Genomic DNA, 15,532 nt, shown 5'->3' on the forward strand with positions numbered 1-15,532 from the left:
TGCCCGCCTGCGGCGTTGCCCGCCCAGCAGCCGAGCCATCGCCGGATTTCATCATCGGAGCGACGTCTTCGCAACGAAGTCGGGGCTAGCCGATGGCCAGGGGCTCGTCGTTGGGATCGTCGGCGAAACCGGGGACCCAGCGGAGCACTTCGTCGCGGAAGCGGGCCGTGGTTCCCAGTTGGCAGAGGACGCCGATGCCCGCCGCGTGGACCCGGTGGATGAGGACGTACGACGCCGGGAGGTTGAGTTGCCGCACCACGTTGTTGGAGCGGAGGTCCGCGACGCTGGCGGCCTGCGCCTGGAGCCACTCCCGGCTGAACGTGAACTCCTCCACCGCCGTCGGCTCCACGTACGGGGCGAGGAAGGCCCGCAGCGCATCGGGATCGATCTCGATGTCCGGGCGGATGAAGCCCTCCTGGCGCAGGCCCCCCACGACGGCTTCCATGTTGCCCTGGTTGAAGATGCGCATCAGCTGCCCGAACACCTTGGGATAACCGTCGGGCATGCGGTTGACCGCGCCGAAGTCCAGCACACCGAGCTTGCCGTTGGGCAGCATACGGAAGTTGCCCGGATGCGGGTCGGCGTGGAGCATCCCCACCCGCGCCGGCGAGCAGAAAAGGAAACGGACGAAGAGCAGGCCGGCTCGGTCGCGTTGCTCTTTGGCGCCCTCGGCGATGACGCGCGACAGCGGGGTGCCGTCCATCCACTCGGTGACCAGCACCATTTCGTTCGCCGCGACCACGTCGGGGACATGGAAGTCCGGATCGCCGTCGAACTGGAGGGCGAAAGCATGCTGCGCCTGAGCCTCGCGGAGGTAGTCGAGCTCCTCGGCGACCCGCTCGCGCAGCTCCGACAGCACGGCCTTCATGTCGAGGCCGGGCAGCAGCACGCCGAACACCTTGCCCAGGCGGGCCAGCTGGGCGAAGTCACCGAGCAGGGCCTTGCCAGCCCCCGGGTATTGGATCTTGACCGCCACCTCCCGGCCGTCGTGCCACACAGCCTTGTGGACCTGCCCGATCGAGGCGGCGGCGGTCGGCTGGTCGTCGAACGAGAGGAAATTCTCCCGCCAGTCGTCGCCCAATTGCTCGGTGAGCACCTTGTGGACGGTGGACACCGGGAGCGGGGGAGCGGCGTCCTGCAGCTTGGTCAGGGTTGCGCGGTAGGGGCCGACGATCTCCTGCGGAAGCGCCGCCTCGAAGATCGACAGCGCCTGCCCGACCTTCATCGCGCCGCCCTTGAGCTCGCCCAGCACCTTGAAGACCTGCTCGGCGGTACGCTGCTGAACCTCCTGCGCCACGATCTCGGCGGACTTGCCGCCAAGACGCTTGCCCAGTCCCCATGCGGCGCGACCGGCGAACCCGAGGGGAAGGGTGGCCAGCTTGGCGGAGCGCGTGACCGCCCGGCGCGGAAGATCGCTCACACTGATGCGCGGAACCTCGGTGGAGATGCCGCTTCCCCCCCTTCGTCGTCGTCCCTGGCACGTCAGTCGCGGTTGGGTGACATGACCATTCTTAGCGAATAAGGATTGTTTCGCATACAACGACATTGCGGGTGCATGCTCCACGACTGCCTATGCCACCGCCAATCAGGCGTAACGTCCATTGTGCCGTTGGTCACAGCCGACTCCCTGCCGTCCAGATGAGCAAGCGCATGACCCGTGGCTTCGGCGGCGACCAGGGTCGCGAGCGTCGTGTCGCAGGCGATCTCCCCCGGCGGATAGCCGCCCAGCCTCGCGGTGACGATCGGCCAGGCGGCGTCATAGTCGCGACGGGTCAGATCGAGGCAGTGCAGGCACGCCGTCTCGCCGGGCAGCACCAGCGGCCCGACCATCCCATGGCCTTCGAAGGCGGCCGCCAGCAGGTGGGGGATGCCCAGGGAGTTGAGCTCGTTGGCCAGCACCCCGTTCTGCGGGCCCACCGGCGCGATGATGACGAGATCGGGTCGCTCGGACTTGTCCCCGAGGTACGGCCCACCTGCCAACACCTCAGCCGACGGCCTGACCAACTCCTCCGCACCGGCACCGAACCCGTCTCCCCTTGCTGCTTGTCTCGGGGCCGGCTTCGCCGATGCCCCCGCCCCTTCGGGGCCTGTCCGCCCAGCAGCCGCCCGTCTATCCGCCTGCCGTCCTCCGTCGCCGGTCCGTCTGACGGTGGGCCGTTCTCCGGCGCCGGTCTGCCCCACGGTGGGGCGGCCTCTCGCGTCTGTCTGTCTGACGGCGGGTCGTCCTCCGGTGTCGGTCTGCCCGGTGGCGGGCCGCCCTCCGTCGCGGTTCCGTGCGGCGGCGGTCTCCTGTGCTCGCGTCTCGTTCCGTGCGGTCGTCTGCTGAGCTCCCTTTCCCTTGCGCATGGCCGTCGGCTGTGCCCCAGGGGCGCTTACCGCGGCGGCGTTCCCGGCGTTCGCAGGCGCACCGGGCGCGTGCCCGCCGGAGGTGATCCTCCTGGCCACCGCCACCGCGCCCGCCTCGCGCGTCAGCCCCACCTCCGACCACGTCAGCCCTCCAGGGGTGATGTCGCTCGGCCGGACGCGACCCGAGTCGATCACCCGGATGCGGCCCACCCCGCCGGCCGCCAGGAGCGCGACGATCTGCGCCCCCACCCGCCCCGCCCCATAGACCCGCACCCGGGCCTGCCGACGGCGGGCCAGCAGCCCGATGCCGCCCTCCGGAGTGGCCGAGGCGAGATCCAGGGCGTCGAGGTCCGGTCTCAGCCGGTCTCGCTCAGCCAGCGTGAGGTCGCGCAGTGGCGCCGGGCTGGTGGCGGCGTCGTGGAGGGCGCCTTGCGCGGCGAGCTGGTCGAGCAGGGACCGGGCGCGGAACTCGTCGAGACCCGCGGCGCGCGCCGCGTCCAGGACGTGGTCCAGGTCGCGGGTGCCGTCAAGGCCCTCGATCCACCGCCGGACGGATCGGGTCAGGCCGGTCAGCACGACGGCGCGGAGCGGATGCACGCCGTATTGCAGGGTCTGCTCGTCGCGCAGGATGCGCCGGAGGGCGGGCTTCACACGTGGCCTCATGGCGGGAGAGGTTGTCATGCCGGAGCAAGATCCCGAGGCGGTTCCGCGGGGGCTGTGGATAACTTCGACGGGCGGCAGTGGCTGTGGACGAAGCCCATGCGACCTCGTATACGTACCTCCTCCCCAGAAGGGCGGGACTGGCTGAGGCATGCTCCTGACAGGCCGCGCGCGGCCGGGCGCGAGGGTCGCGGATAAAGGTCGGGTAAATCAATCTTTCCCAAACAATGACCCGCTCCCAGAAGTGAAGTCGGTCGCCGGAAGATCGCCCAGAACGCCTCCATTGCCGCAAAGCTCACCAAACTAGCCCGGAACCAAGACCATCAAGACCTGGAAGCCGCGCTGAGGTGGGAATCCCCGGCACGCCTGGTGACCTTGGTGTCGTCCGGCCTGCTGGAGGGCCTGGCCGCGCATCGGGAAAGGCGTGTGCCCAAATTCACCGGCTCTTAATCATCTGACCAGCAGAAACAACGTCCACCCTCTGTGGAATTTCGTCAGTCTCGGCTACCGTGCATATGTGCCCCCCGAGACAGTCGAGGTTCGTCGCAGTTCTCGTCGCCGGCGTACGGTTTCCGCCTACCGCGACGGCGACAAGACCATCGTGCTCCTGCCCGCCTGGCTGAGCGGTGAAGACGCGGATGAATGGGTGAGCCGCATGCTGGATCGGCTGGCCGCCAAAGAGCGCCGGCGACGGCCGACCGACGAGGCCCTGCTGGAGCGGGCGAAGGAGCTGTCGGCGAGATACCTCGGCGGCAAGCCGGATCCCGTGAGCGTGCGATGGGTCGACAACCAGCAGCACCGCTGGGGCTCGTGCACCCCGGAGAACGGCACGATCAGGATTTCCACCCGGCTCAAAGGCCTGCCCGAGTGGGTCATCAACTACGTGATCATCCACGAGCTCGTGCACCTGCTCGTGCCCAGCCACGGCCCCCAGTTCTGGGCGCTGGTAGAACAGTATCCGAAGGCAGAGCGGGCCCGCGGGTTCCTGGAGGGATTCTCCGCCGCGGCCAACACGGCACCGGAGGAGTGTTGACGCGCATCGCCGCGGTTCTCGTACGTTCGCACATGGCACACGCGGCGCCGCCGGGCGTCGATCCGGAGGAGTTCCTCCTGGCGATCGCGGAGGACACGTACGAGATCGTCGCGGGGCTCGACCTGGTCACCCCGGTCCTGATCACCAGCGTGCCGGGCCTGGACGAGATCGTCTGGCCTGGCACCGAGGTCATCGCGATAGCCGACGACGAACCGCTTAAAGCCGTCCTCGGCCGTCTCAAGGCTGATCAGGCCGCCGTGATCAGCGGTGACGCGCCCGACCTGCCGCCCCTCCTGATCGGCAAGCTGTTCAGGGAGCTGGGCAGGGCCGAGATCACGATCTGCCCGGCGGAGAACGGCGGCGCCGTGGCGATGGCCTGTACGCTCCCCGCGCCGGGCTGGGCCGGCCCCGACCTGGACGACGCGGATGTGGTGGCCACGCTGCGCGCCCAGGCCCCAGGCCCGCGCCGAGTCGCCACCACCCCGGGCTGGCATCGCCTGCGCACGCCGGAGGACGTCGAACGCCTGGACCCCGGCCTGGAAGGCTGGGACAACACCAGAGCACTACTCAGGGCGCGGTGAACCCGCCGCATCAGAGCCCCCGCCGTATGTGAAGCTCAGGGCACGGTGAGTTCGGCCAGCACGGCGCGGTGGTCGGTCCCCGGCACGGTGTGCACGCTGACCTCACGCACCCCCACCCGCTGGTCCACCAGCACGTGGTCGATCGTGATGATCGGCGGCACCCGCTTGTTCGCCGGCCACGTCGGTATCAGCCCGGCCCCCACCTGGTCGGCCGCGTCCTTGTAGCCGCGGGCCAGCAGCCTCCGCATGGCGGCGTGGTCGAGGGAGGCGTTGAAGTCGCCCGCCAGGATCCGCACCCGATCATGGGAAGCGGAGGGCAGGGCCTCCAGTGCCGCGTTCCAATCGGCGACGTTCGGACCCAGCGGCGGATAGGGATGCACGTCGACGAACTCGATCGGCTTCCCGCCGGGCAGCGACACCACCGCGGCCGGCATCTTGTGCCCGACCGGCGGGGTCCGGTCCAACAGCGGCTCGACCTCGTACTTGGAGTAAAGCCCGCTCCCACCGGCGCTCCACTCGTCCTGCAGCATCCGGTGCGGCATCAGCTCCTTGAGCCCGGCCGCGTCCAGGTCGGACACCGCCCCCGGCGTCAGCTCCTGCGTGCTCAGCACGTCGGGGTCGAACTCGCGGACGAGCTTCATGATCGTCTCGATGTCGGCCCGGCCGAACAACATGTTGATCGTCATGACCTTGAACGGCCGGCCGGTCGTGGCCTCGCCCGTGCCCAGCGCCCGGGGCAGCACGCTGAAGCCGAGCGCGGTCGTGGTGAGCAGCGCGACGGCGGTCGCCGCGCGCTTGCGCCCGACCGCGGCGATCAGGAGGGGGACGAGCGAGCCCGCCGCGGCGTACGGGGTCGCGGTCATGAGCTGCGTGGGCAGCGACCCCCGCTCCAGCCCGGCGACCCTGGCGATCGCCCACGCCGCGAACGGCGTCACGGCCATCCAGGTCAATGCCGATCCGGCGCGCACCCGGCGGCCGCGAACAGGCGTCACGATCGTGCCGCCGACAGGCGACTCAGCCGGAGCATCCACGCATCCCCCTCTGTGGAACGACGCAAAGGACTCTAGCCAACGGCACGTGAGCCGGAGCTAAGGGCCGCCTGGCCACGTTTGGCCAATCGCCGCGTCGCGTCGTCCGACAGGTCGGGGATCTCGTCGACCGGGAACCAGCGCAGGTCCAGCGACTCCTCGCTGATCACCGCCTCGGCGCCGGGAGGGGCCACGGCCGCGTATTCGACGTCGAGATGCCAGCTCTGCGGCGGATGGCACCACACCGCGTGCTTGTCGACCGCCAGCGGCCCAGGCAGCAACTCGAGTCCTGAGATTCCCGACTCCTCCCAGGCCTCCCGCAGCGCCGCGTCCGCGAGCGAGGCGTCGGACACTTCGCAGTGCCCGCCCATCGGCAGCCACATTCCGGCCTTCGGATGCAGCGTCAGCAGCACCCGCGAGCCGTCGTGCGACAGCACCGCCGTCGTCGCCGTCAGATGCCCGGGAACGCACCCGCGCAGCATCGCGTCGTCGTGAGCCCGCAGGTGATCGAGGAACTCCGTGCGCAGCGCCTCTTCCTCAGGCGTGGGCGCCGTCCAGGCGGACAGCACCGCCACCGCGTCGCGGTGCAGGCTCAACTCTTGTCGCCCTCGTCGTCGTCCGGCTTGTCCTCCAGCTTGGAGATGTCCCAGGCCGCCTCGCCGCGTACGAACGCGTCGGGGTCGTCGAGGTCGTCGGCCGTCGGCATGAGGTCCGGGTGCCCCCACAGCGCGTCGCGCCCGTCGACCCCGCGCTCGCCCTCCAGGGCGCGCCACAGCGCCGCCGCCTCGCGCAGCCGCCTCGGCCGCAGCTCCAGCCCCACCAGCGTGCCGAACGTCAGCTCGGCAGGACCGCCCGTGGCCCGGCGCCGGCGTACGGTCTCCGACAGCGCGACGGTGGAGGGCAGCTTGCCCTCGGCGGTCCTGTCGACCACCGTGGCGACCCACCCCTCGACCAGGGCGAGCATCGTTTCCAGACGCGCCAGGGCGGCCTTTTGCCGCTCGGTCTCCTCGGGCTTGAGCAGGTTGCCGCCGCTGAGCGCCTCCTGGATCGCCTCGGGATTGTTGATGTCGAGCCCGCGGATCTGCTCTTCGAGCGCCGAGGTGTCGACCGTGATGCCCTTGGCGTATTCCTCGACCGCGCCCAGCAGATGCGAGCGCAGCCACGGGACATGCTGGAACAGCCGGTGGTGCGCGGCCTCACGCAGCGCCAGGTAGATCCTGATCTCCTCGGATGGCATCTCCAGGCCCTCGCTGAAGGAGGCGATGCCGCCGGGCAGCAGCGCGGCCCTGTCCGACAGCGGCAGGCCGATGTCGGTGGTGCCGACCACCTCGCGGGCCAGCGTGCCGATCGCCTGGCCGATCTGCTGGCCGACCATCATGCCGCCCATTTGCTTGAGCATGCCCATGAGCGGCCCGGCCATCTGTTGCGCCTCCGGCGGCAGGCCAGCGCCGCCCAGCGCGCCGCCCATGGTCTCGACCATGCGCGCGGCGATCGGCTCGCAGAGTTTGCGCCAGATCGGAACGGTGTTCTCGATCCACTCGGACCGGCTCCAGGCCTGCGGGTTCGACACGCCGCTCGGCAGCGTGGTCGCCTCGTTCAGCCACAGGTCGGCCAGGCTCAGCGCCTCCACGATCTGGCGGCGCTCGCCTTCCATGACGCTCGGATCGCCTTCGGCGACCACGGCGTGGCGGGCGATGTTCTTAGCCATGTCCCAGTTGACAGGGCCCGAACCCTGAGGTGCCGACAGCATGTCGGCGAACTGGCGCATCGCCTGAGCCATCTGCTCAGGGTTGCCGAACATGGCGAACGGGTTTTCGTTAGGGTCGTTTTCGCGACCTGGCAGGTCAGTCACCGCTCTACCTCGTGCAGGATGGAGGAGTCCACATCCGCCACGTTAGTCGTCCTACGGCGGATCAGTGCAAAGTGAGGACCTGGTGCCTACCTCGAAACGCCCGCGCCAACCCGTCGTCGCCGTCACCGGCGCGGCCTCCGGCATAGGCCGCGAGCTGCTCGCAAAGCTCGTATCCTCCGCGGATTTCCGCAGGGTGGTGGCCATTGACGAGCAGCGTGGCGACGTTCAGGAAGCCACGTGGAGAGTGATCGACGTACGAGATCCGCTCTTGGCGAACCGGATTTCCGACATCGACGTTCTGGTCCATCTGGCCGGAGACTACGCCGTCGACTCCGACCCGGGGGAGCGGCGGGCGTACAACCTGCGGGCCGCCCAGACCGTGCTCACGGCCTGCGCCGCGGCGCGGGTACGCCGGGTGGTGCTGGTCACGAGCGCGATGGTGTACGGCGCCGCGCCCGACAACGAGGTGCCCCTGCCCGAGGACGCCCCGGTGGCCGCCGAGCCCGACACCGGCGTCGTGGGCGACTACCTGGAGCTCGAGTCCCTCGTACGCCGCTCGCTCCGCAGCCACCCGGGACTCGAGCTGACCGTGCTGCGCCCGGCCGCGGTCGTCGGCCCGGGCATGGACACGGTGATCACCCGGCACTTCGAGTCCCCCAGGCTCCTCACGGTCAAGGGCTGCAGCCCGCGCTGGCAGTTCTGCCACGTCGACGACCTGGTCTCGGCACTGGAGCTGGCCGCCCGCGGCGTCATCACGGGCGTGGTGGCGGTCGGCTCCGACGGCTGGCTGGAGCAGGAGCAGGTCGAGGAGCTGTCGGGCCTTCGCAGGTTCGAGCTGCCGGCGGGGCTGACGTTCGGCACGGCGCAGCGGCTCCACAGGCTCGGCATCACCCCCGCGCCCGCGACCGACCTGCACTACGTCGTCTATCCGTGGGTCGTCGACTGCGCGGCGCTGCGCGAGGCGGGCTGGAAGCCCTCGTGGACCAACGCGGCCGCGTTCGAGCAGCTGCTGGAGCTGCGGGAGAGGAGGACGACCGTGGTCGGCAGGCGGCTGCCGGTCAAGGAGGCCACGCTCACCGCGGCCGGCGCCACCGTCGCCGTCATCGGCACCGCCGCGATCGTTCGCCAGGTGCGTAAGAAGCGGCGTCAGTAATGGCCCATGAGAAATCTGCTCGATGGACTGCCGCCGGGGCCTTGTAGGCTTTTTCCGTGGACGTCATCCGGTTGCTCGCTATTCGCGAAACTCCGCTCTCCGTGGACGAGGTGCTGACCGCCGTGGGCGACCACGCCGCCGGCGGCACCGCGATCTTCGTGGGCACCGTGCGCGAGCAGGATCACGGCAAGCCCGTGACCAGGCTCTCCTACTCCGCGCACCCCTCGGCGGAGGCCGAGCTGCGCCAGGTGGCCGAGAAGGTGGCGGCCGACTTCCCCGTGACGGCGATGGCCGCCGTGCACCGGGTCGGCGACCTCGACCTCGGGGACACGGCCGTCGTCGTCGCCGTGGCCGCGCCGCACAGGGACGAGGCGTTCAAAGCCGCACGCAGGCTGATCGACGACCTCAAGGCACAGGTCCCGATCTGGAAGCATCAGGTCTTCGCCGACGGAGCGACCGAGTGGGTCGGCGCCTGCGAATAAGCTCATCGACATGTCACGACGCGCCCTGACTCTGCTGCTCGCGGGATTCCTGGTGCTGGCGCTGGGCGTGGTGGGCGCGTTCCGGCCGGTCCCGTACGTTGTGCTGAGCCCCGGCCCGACGGAGAACACCATCGGCGAGGTCGGCAAGAAGCCGGTGATCTCCATCAAGGGGCGGCAGACCTATCCCACCAGCGGCGCGCTGAGCCTGGTGACGGTGGCCTACCAGGGCGGGCCGGCCGCGCAGATCGACCTGCTGACGGCGTTGCGCGGGTGGATCGACCCGACCGTCGCGGTGGTCCCGCAGGAGACCATCTTCGCTCCTGACCGCGACCCCAAGGAGGTCGAGCAGGAGAACACGGTGGAGATGACCAACTCCCAGGACTCCGCGACCGCCGCCGCGCTCAACGAGCTCAAGATCCCCTACAGCCTGGTCGTGACGGTCGTGTCCACGGAGAAGGGCAAGCCCGCCGACGGCAAGCTGCAGAAGGGCGACGAGATCAACTCCGTCGACGGCAAGCCGGCCAAGGACGTCGAGGCCGTGGCCAACGCCGTCAAGGCGCACAAGCCCGGCGAGAGCGTGGTCTTCAACATCACCAGGGGCAAGGACAAGCTCGACGTCACCCTGCAGACCGTGGCGGGCCCCGAGGGCCAGACCCTCGTGGGCGTGGTCATGCAGGCCAAATACAAATTCCCGTTCGATGTCGACATCAACGTGGGCGACGTCGGCGGGCCGAGCGCCGGGCTGATGTTCTCGCTCGGCATATTCGACAAGCTCACGCCGGGCGAGCTCACCGGCGGCAAGAAGATCGCCGGCACCGGCACGATTCAGCCGACGGGCGAGGTCGGCGCGATCGGCGGCATCCAGCAGAAGATGGTCGGCGCCAAGGACTCCGGCGCCAACGTCTTCCTGACCCCCGCAGACAACTGCGCCGAGGCCATGAAGGCGGTGCCCGACGGCCTCCGCCTGGTCAGGGCCGACACGCTGCACGACGCGGTGCTGGCGCTCGACGCGCTGCGCACGGGCAAGGGGAACGTGCCGGCGTGCCGCGGATGAGAACGCCGATGAAACTTTTGGCGATCGCCATGCGTTAGCCGTACGGCTGGCCTAGCGGTGTAGGTTGCCAGACACGGACCGTTTCTTCATTACGACGAGGGGTTGGCCTTGAGCTTCCGGACCCCAGGAGCCGGCAGGGCAATGCGCTTGCCCCGCCGACCGCGACTGCTTCTGCCTGTGGCGATCGCTCTGGTGGCGATCGTCGCGCTGTTTTTCCTTTTTTCCGGAATTTATACCGATTATTTGTGGTACGACGCGCTGGACTACACGTCGGTCTTCACCGGTGTGGTGCTGACCCAGATCGTGCTGTTCCTGGTCGGCGCGGTGCTGATGGTCGGCATCACCGGCGGCAACATGTTGCTCGCCTTCCGCATGCGGCCAATGTTCGGGCCCGCGATGTTCGGCGGGGGCAGCGGCGCCGACCGCTACCGCATGGCGCTCGACCCCCACCGCAAGCTGATCTTCATTGCCGGCATGGGCCTGCTCGCGCTCTTCTCCGGGTCCTCGTTCGCGGGGCAGTGGAAGACGTGGCTGCAGTTCATCAACGGCGCGACGTTCGGCAAGCAGGACGAGCTGTTCAAGATGGACATCTCGTTCTTCATGTTCGACTATCCGTTCATCCGGATGGTGCTCAATTTCCTGTTCACCGCCGTGATCATCTCGATCGTGCTGGCGGCGATCACGCACTATCTCTACGGCGGGTTCCGCCTGCAGTCGCCCGGGCTGCATGCCTCCAAGGCGGCGCGCGTGCACCTGTCGGCGCTGCTGGGCGTCTTCGTGCTGCTCAAGGCCGTGGCCTACTGGGTCGACCGCTTCGGCCTGGTCTTCTCCGACCGCGGCTTCGTGCACGGCGCCTCCTACACCGACGTCAACGCGGTCCTGCCGGCCAAGACCATCCTCGCGATCATCGCGTTGATCTGCGCCGCGCTGTTCTTCGCCGGCGTGGTGCGCCCCGGCGGGATGCTGCCCGGGGTCTCCTTCGGCCTGCTCGTGCTCTCGGCCATCCTGATCGGCGGCGTCTACCCGGCGCTGGTCGAGCAGTTCCAGGTCAAGCCCAACCAGCAGGCCAAGGAGGCCGCGTACATCAACCGCAACATCAAGGCGACGCGGGAGGCGTACAACGTCGACAAGACCGAGGTCGAAAACTACAACGCCCAGGCCGACCCGGCCAAGGTCCAGGCCAACGGCGACACCTCGGTCTCCGGCGTCCGCCTGCTCGACCCGGCGCTGGTGTCGACCACGTACGAGCAGACCCAGCGCATCCGCGGCTTCTACAACTTCGCCGAGCCGCTCGACGTCGACCGCTACCCTGACAGCACCGGCAAGCTCGTCGACCACATCATCGGCGTCCGCGAGCTGACCGGCCCGCCCCAGGAGCAGAACAACTGGATCAACCGGGCGCTGGTCTACACCCACGGCTACGGCTTCGTCGCCGCGCCGGGCAACAAGGTCGAATCCAACGGCCTGCCCGCCTATGACGCCAAGGACATGCCGGTCACCGGCCCGCTGGTCGACAGCACCAAGCTCAAGGAATCGCGGGTCTACTACGGCGAGGACCCGGCCTCCTCCGCTTACGTCATCGCGGGCGGCAACCCGAAGAACCCGCAGGAGCTCGACTACCCGCAGACGGGCGGCACCGGCCAGGCGAACACGACCTACACCGGCGGCGGCGTCCCTGTCGGGTCGTTCTTCAACAGGCTTCTCTATGCCGCCAAGTACAGCGAGGCGAACATCCTGCTGTCGGGCGACATCAACGACAACTCCAAGATCCTGTACGTGCGCAACCCGCGTGATCGGGTCGAGAAGGTCGCCCCGTTCCTCACGCTCGACGGCAACCCGTACCCGGCGATCGTGGACGGGCGCATCACCTGGATCATCGACGGCTACACGACGTCCAACGACTACCCGTACTCGCAGAGCGAGAGCCTCGACGACATGACGCGCGACACGTCGACCGACCGCCGCGTGATCGCCCAGCAGCCGAGCGACAAGGTCAACTACATCCGCAACTCGGTCAAGGCCACCGTCGACGCCTACGACGGCACGGTCAAGCTCTACGGCTGGGACACCAACGACCCGATGCTGAAGACCTGGAGCGCGGCCTTCCCCGGCATCATCCGGCCGGCCTCGGAGATGAGCGCCGAACTGCGCAGCCACGTGCGCTACCCGGAAGACCTGTTCAAGGTGCAGCGCTACACCCTGTCGCGCTACCACATCACCGACTCGTCCGCCTTCTACAGCGGCCAGGACTTCTGGAACGTCCCCAACGACCCGACCCAGGGCACGCAGAACATCAAGCAGCCGCCCTACTACCTGACCACCACGATGCCGGGCGGCACGCCGACGTTCTCGCTGACGACCACGTTCGTGCCGCGGCAGGGACCCAACCTGGCGGCGTTCATGGCGGTCGACTCCTCGGGTGGCTCCGGATACGGCCGGCTGCGGATCCTGCGCATGCCGTCCAGCACGCCCATCCCCGGACCGGGACAGGCGCAAAACTCCTTCCAGAGCCGCTTCGCGGGTGAGCTCAACCTGCTCGGCGTCGGCGCCTCGTCGGTCCGCTACGGCAACCTCCTGACGCTCCCCTACGCGGGCGGCCTGGTCTACATCGAACCGGTGTACATCCAGGTGACCGCGGGCGGCGGGCAGGAGCCGTACCCGATCCTGCAGCGGGTCCTGGTGTCGTTCGGCACCAAGATCGGTGTGGGACGCACGCTGGAGGAGGCCCTGCAGGAGGTCTTCGGCACCGATCAGCAACAGCAGACCCAGCCCAACGAAGAGCAGGCCACTCCCAACCAGACGAACACGGCGCTCAACACGGCGATCGCCAACGCCAAGAAGGCGTATGACGACGCGCAGAAGGCGCTGCAGGCCAGCCCGCCGAACTGGGACGCCTACGGCGAGGCGCAGAAGCGGCTGCAGGACGCGCTGAAGGCGCTTGAGAGCGCCAACGCACAGCAGCCAGCGCCCACGACGTCCCCGAGCCCGACGGCGTCGCCCACGGCTTCACCGCCTGCTTCGCCCGCCGCCTCGGCGCCCGCGTCACCAGCGCCGTCGCCCTCGGGAACACAAGCGGGAGGGACGTCTTAGCCATTCAATTTGCGCCCACCCCTCGTCGCCCACTAGTCTTAAGACACAACGCGACGCGGGGTGGAGCAGTTCGGTAGCTCGCTGGGCTCATAACCCAGAGGTCGCAGGTTCAAATCCTGCCCCCGCTACCAACCCAGAGGCCCGGAATCCGGAAACGGAAACCGGGTCTCCGGCTTTCTGGGGCGGGATGCGCGTTGACGGTCAAAGCACTCTCGTGAGGCTGTACAGTTATCAGTAACACACCGACGCGGGGTGGAGCAGTTCGGTAGCTCGCTGGGCTCATAACCCAGAGGTCGCAGGTTCAAATCCTGTCCCCGCTACCAAGTGAAAGTCCCTGGTCACCGGCTAGCCCGGCGGCCAGGGACTTTTCCGTTCCCGGAAACGTCCGTATTGCCCAGCGATCAAGCTGATGATTACATCATTACATGACCAATGAAGACGCGCCCACGCTGTACGAATGGGCGGGGGGCACCGAAGCGTTCCAGCGGCTGACCGAGGTGTTCTACCGCAGCGTCGTCAAGGACGACCTGATCGGGCCGTTGTTCGCCCACATGGATCCGGACCATCCCCGACACGTGGCGATGTGGCTCAGCGAGGTGTTCGGCGGCCCTGACCGATACACCAAGGAGCGCGGCGGCTATCCGAACATGCTCCGCCACCACCTCGGCAAGGCCATCACCGAGCCGCAGCGCCGCAGGTGGGTGAACCTGCTCATGGACGCAGCCGACGAGGTCGGGCTGCCCGACGACCCCGAGTTCAGGGCCGCGTTCGCCGGCTACATCGAGTGGGGCACCAGGTTGGCCAGGCACAACTCCCAGCCGGGGGCGACGCCTCCGCCTAAGGCGCCGGTGCCGCACTGGGGATGGGGGGTCGCGCCGCCGTACCAGCCGTAACCTGGCAGGCATTGTCCGGGGACGGCCGCGCATCTACTTGGGCGCGGCGCCCGGGCTGGGCAAGAGGTGCCGAGCGAGGCGCGCCGGGCTCGCGAACGCGGCAAGGACGTGGTCGTGGGCTTCGTCGAGACCGCCCCCCTCGCTCGCGCTGATCGCCGAGCTCACCCACACCGACGTCCCCGGCTCCCGCAACGCCAAGCGCTGGCAGGACGTCGACGAGCTGCTCGCGCGCATCCGCGCCGGCCAGCGGGGACGAGGAGCCCGCCTCGGTGCCGCTGACCGAGTCAGGCATGGGCTACCGCTTCGAGCCGTGGCCCTCGTTGATCATCCAGATCGCTTTCTGTACGGCCCAGCCGAACAGCAGGAAACCGAACACGACCTGCGCGATCCGCATCCAGAGCGCGGAGAAGTGGTCCGCATAGATCACGATGCCGACCCACATCAGGCCAAATATCCCGACCAGGGCGATTGCCGCCCAGTTCAGCCCCCGCTGCCACATATGCGAAGTCTGGCAGCCGGGTATCCAAGAGCGGGCATGTCTGGAGTTGTCCTCCGGTCACCGGGAAGCAACAAGGCCGCCGGTGCGTCGCATCTACCGGGGCAGGGTCCTGCGCCGGCCGACGCACCGGCGCAGCCGCATGCCGCGAGGCCGCTGCGGAACGTCGTTTTCGAGGCAGGCCATCAACGCGGCCGCCGTACGAGCGTCGGACAGGATCTGCTGCACCGCCGCGTCGTTCTCGGGAAGCTGGCCGCGCTCGGCCAGCTCGTGCTTGACGAAGGCCAAGGGGTCGGGCGCGCCCACGGTCTCGGCCGCCACGGTCGCCCGCGCCGCTGTGAGCAGCCGCAGATAGTGGGTACGCAGGACGGCCTCGCGCATGCGGGCATGCTCGAGGTCGTCGACCAGCGTCCTGGCGATTCTCAGCAGGTCTCCGGCGTGGGTCGCCTCGTCTGAGAGGAAGGCGCGGATGTCGTCGAACTCCGAGCGGGTCATAGGGGATACCTCCGAGAGAGCAGTCTGCTCGTGGAGTACTTCGTACCTGAGGGCGATTGCGGGCGACTTGCCGTCGGCTTGCGCCGGGGGTGTCCCCAGGGAGTTCGTGGAGGAGGTTTGAGGGTCAGGTGGTGAGGGAAGAACCATCTGATGACCTGAGTGGCATGAAGTGGGTGCCGCGGGCTGCTAGAGTTGCTTCACGCAGGGCGGCCAAGGGGTTCCTGGAACCACAGGGCCAGCCCGGCAAAATCCCACTTCCTGCTGGCTCCATCCGGATGGTTTCGCATCTTTCCGGATTGGCTGGTAAGTTAGAGGGGTTGTCCCGGAAACGGGGCGCGGATTAATTCCCACAGATCGAGCAAGTCCGGT

The 15,532-nt window shown here is 68.6% G+C and carries 14 protein-coding genes, 2 tRNA genes and 1 pseudogene; 10 read left to right on the forward strand and 7 right to left on the reverse strand.

What is annotated here, in order from left to right; genetic code table 11:
- Window positions 1-85: 85 nt before the first annotated feature.
- Window positions 86-1,420 (reverse strand): ABC1 kinase family protein, encoded by a 1,335-nt coding sequence (locus ACTMTI_RS51875; protein ID WP_441128308.1) that lies wholly within the window; start codon window positions 1,418-1,420, stop codon window positions 86-88.
- A 62-nt stretch (window positions 1,421-1,482) separates the two neighbouring features.
- The gene (locus ACTMTI_RS51880) at window positions 1,483-3,009 is read right to left on the reverse strand and encodes a ThiF family adenylyltransferase (RefSeq protein WP_441128309.1); all 1,527 of its coding nucleotides are present in this window, start codon (window positions 3,007-3,009) and stop codon (window positions 1,483-1,485) included.
- A 514-nt stretch (window positions 3,010-3,523) separates the two neighbouring features.
- Here ACTMTI_RS51880 and ACTMTI_RS51885 point away from each other — a divergent pair.
- Both ACTMTI_RS51885 and ACTMTI_RS51890 read left to right on the forward strand, forming a co-directional pair.
- Entirely contained in the window at window positions 3,524-4,039 is a 516-nt protein-coding gene (locus ACTMTI_RS51885; RefSeq protein WP_441128310.1) for a M48 metallopeptidase family protein, read from the forward strand.
- Window positions 4,036-4,620, forward strand: a complete 585-nt coding sequence (locus ACTMTI_RS51890; RefSeq protein ID WP_441128311.1) for a DUF2064 domain-containing protein — start codon at window positions 4,036-4,038, stop codon at window positions 4,618-4,620. Before ACTMTI_RS51885 ends, ACTMTI_RS51890 begins: the two co-directional genes overlap by 4 nt.
- A 35-nt stretch (window positions 4,621-4,655) precedes the next feature.
- Here ACTMTI_RS51890 and ACTMTI_RS51895 read toward each other — a convergent pair whose 3' ends face one another.
- From ACTMTI_RS51895 to ACTMTI_RS51905, 3 genes are read right to left on the reverse strand one after another with little or no spacing between them, the layout of a single operon-like run.
- Window positions 4,656-5,651 (reverse strand): endonuclease/exonuclease/phosphatase family protein, encoded by a 996-nt coding sequence (locus ACTMTI_RS51895; RefSeq protein WP_441128312.1) that lies wholly within the window; start codon window positions 5,649-5,651, stop codon window positions 4,656-4,658.
- Between the two features lie 32 nt (window positions 5,652-5,683).
- Window positions 5,684-6,244 (reverse strand): NUDIX hydrolase, encoded by a 561-nt coding sequence (locus ACTMTI_RS51900; protein WP_441128313.1) that lies wholly within the window; start codon window positions 6,242-6,244, stop codon window positions 5,684-5,686.
- A complete protein-coding gene (locus ACTMTI_RS51905; RefSeq protein ID WP_441128314.1) occupies window positions 6,241-7,500 on the reverse strand; it encodes a zinc-dependent metalloprotease in 1,260 nt (419 codons plus the stop codon). The genes ACTMTI_RS51900 and ACTMTI_RS51905 overlap by 4 nt, the downstream gene beginning before the upstream one ends.
- A gap of 79 nt (window positions 7,501-7,579) precedes the next feature.
- Here ACTMTI_RS51905 and ACTMTI_RS51910 point away from each other — a divergent pair, with 79 nt between their 5' ends.
- The 8 genes and pseudogenes from ACTMTI_RS51910 to ACTMTI_RS51945 all read left to right on the forward strand — a co-directional run.
- Window positions 7,580-8,653, forward strand: coding sequence for an NAD-dependent epimerase/dehydratase family protein (locus ACTMTI_RS51910; RefSeq protein WP_441128322.1), 1,074 nt, complete (start codon window positions 7,580-7,582; stop codon window positions 8,651-8,653).
- A 56-nt stretch (window positions 8,654-8,709) separates the two neighbouring features.
- Window positions 8,710-9,135 (forward strand): molybdenum cofactor biosynthesis protein MoaE, encoded by a 426-nt coding sequence (locus ACTMTI_RS51915; protein WP_441128315.1) that lies wholly within the window; start codon window positions 8,710-8,712, stop codon window positions 9,133-9,135.
- 10 nt (window positions 9,136-9,145) lie between these two features.
- Window positions 9,146-10,189 carry a YlbL family protein gene (locus ACTMTI_RS51920; protein ID WP_441128316.1) on the forward strand — a complete coding sequence of 348 codons (1,044 nt, stop codon included), beginning with the start codon at window positions 9,146-9,148 and terminating at the stop codon, window positions 10,187-10,189.
- Window positions 10,190-10,330: 141 nt separating this feature from the next.
- The gene (locus tag ACTMTI_RS51925) at window positions 10,331-13,279 is read left to right on the forward strand and encodes a UPF0182 family membrane protein (protein WP_441128317.1); all 2,949 of its coding nucleotides are present in this window, start codon (window positions 10,331-10,333) and stop codon (window positions 13,277-13,279) included.
- Between the two features lie 54 nt (window positions 13,280-13,333).
- Window positions 13,334-13,410: transfer RNA gene (locus ACTMTI_RS51930), tRNA-Met, on the forward strand.
- 115 nt (window positions 13,411-13,525) lie between these two features.
- A tRNA-Met gene (locus tag ACTMTI_RS51935) sits at window positions 13,526-13,602 on the forward strand.
- A gap of 102 nt (window positions 13,603-13,704) precedes the next feature.
- Window positions 13,705-14,172 carry a group II truncated hemoglobin gene (locus tag ACTMTI_RS51940; RefSeq protein ID WP_441128318.1) on the forward strand — a complete coding sequence of 156 codons (468 nt, stop codon included), beginning with the start codon at window positions 13,705-13,707 and terminating at the stop codon, window positions 14,170-14,172.
- Window positions 14,173-14,209: 37 nt separating this feature from the next.
- A pseudogene (locus tag ACTMTI_RS51945) lies at window positions 14,210-14,389 on the forward strand (hypothetical protein); the annotation flags it as partial.
- A gap of 78 nt (window positions 14,390-14,467) precedes the next feature.
- Here ACTMTI_RS51945 and ACTMTI_RS51950 read toward each other — a convergent pair.
- Window positions 14,468-14,671 carry a hypothetical protein gene (locus ACTMTI_RS51950; protein ID WP_441128319.1) on the reverse strand — a complete coding sequence of 68 codons (204 nt, stop codon included), beginning with the start codon at window positions 14,669-14,671 and terminating at the stop codon, window positions 14,468-14,470.
- Window positions 14,672-14,764: 93 nt separating this feature from the next.
- A complete protein-coding gene (locus ACTMTI_RS51955; protein WP_441128320.1) occupies window positions 14,765-15,163 on the reverse strand; it encodes a hypothetical protein in 399 nt (132 codons plus the stop codon).
- Window positions 15,164-15,532 lie beyond the last annotated feature (369 nt).

Source organism: Nonomuraea sp. H19 (assembly GCF_052068215.1).
Taxonomy (GTDB): Bacteria; Actinomycetota; Actinomycetes; order Streptosporangiales; family Streptosporangiaceae; genus Nonomuraea.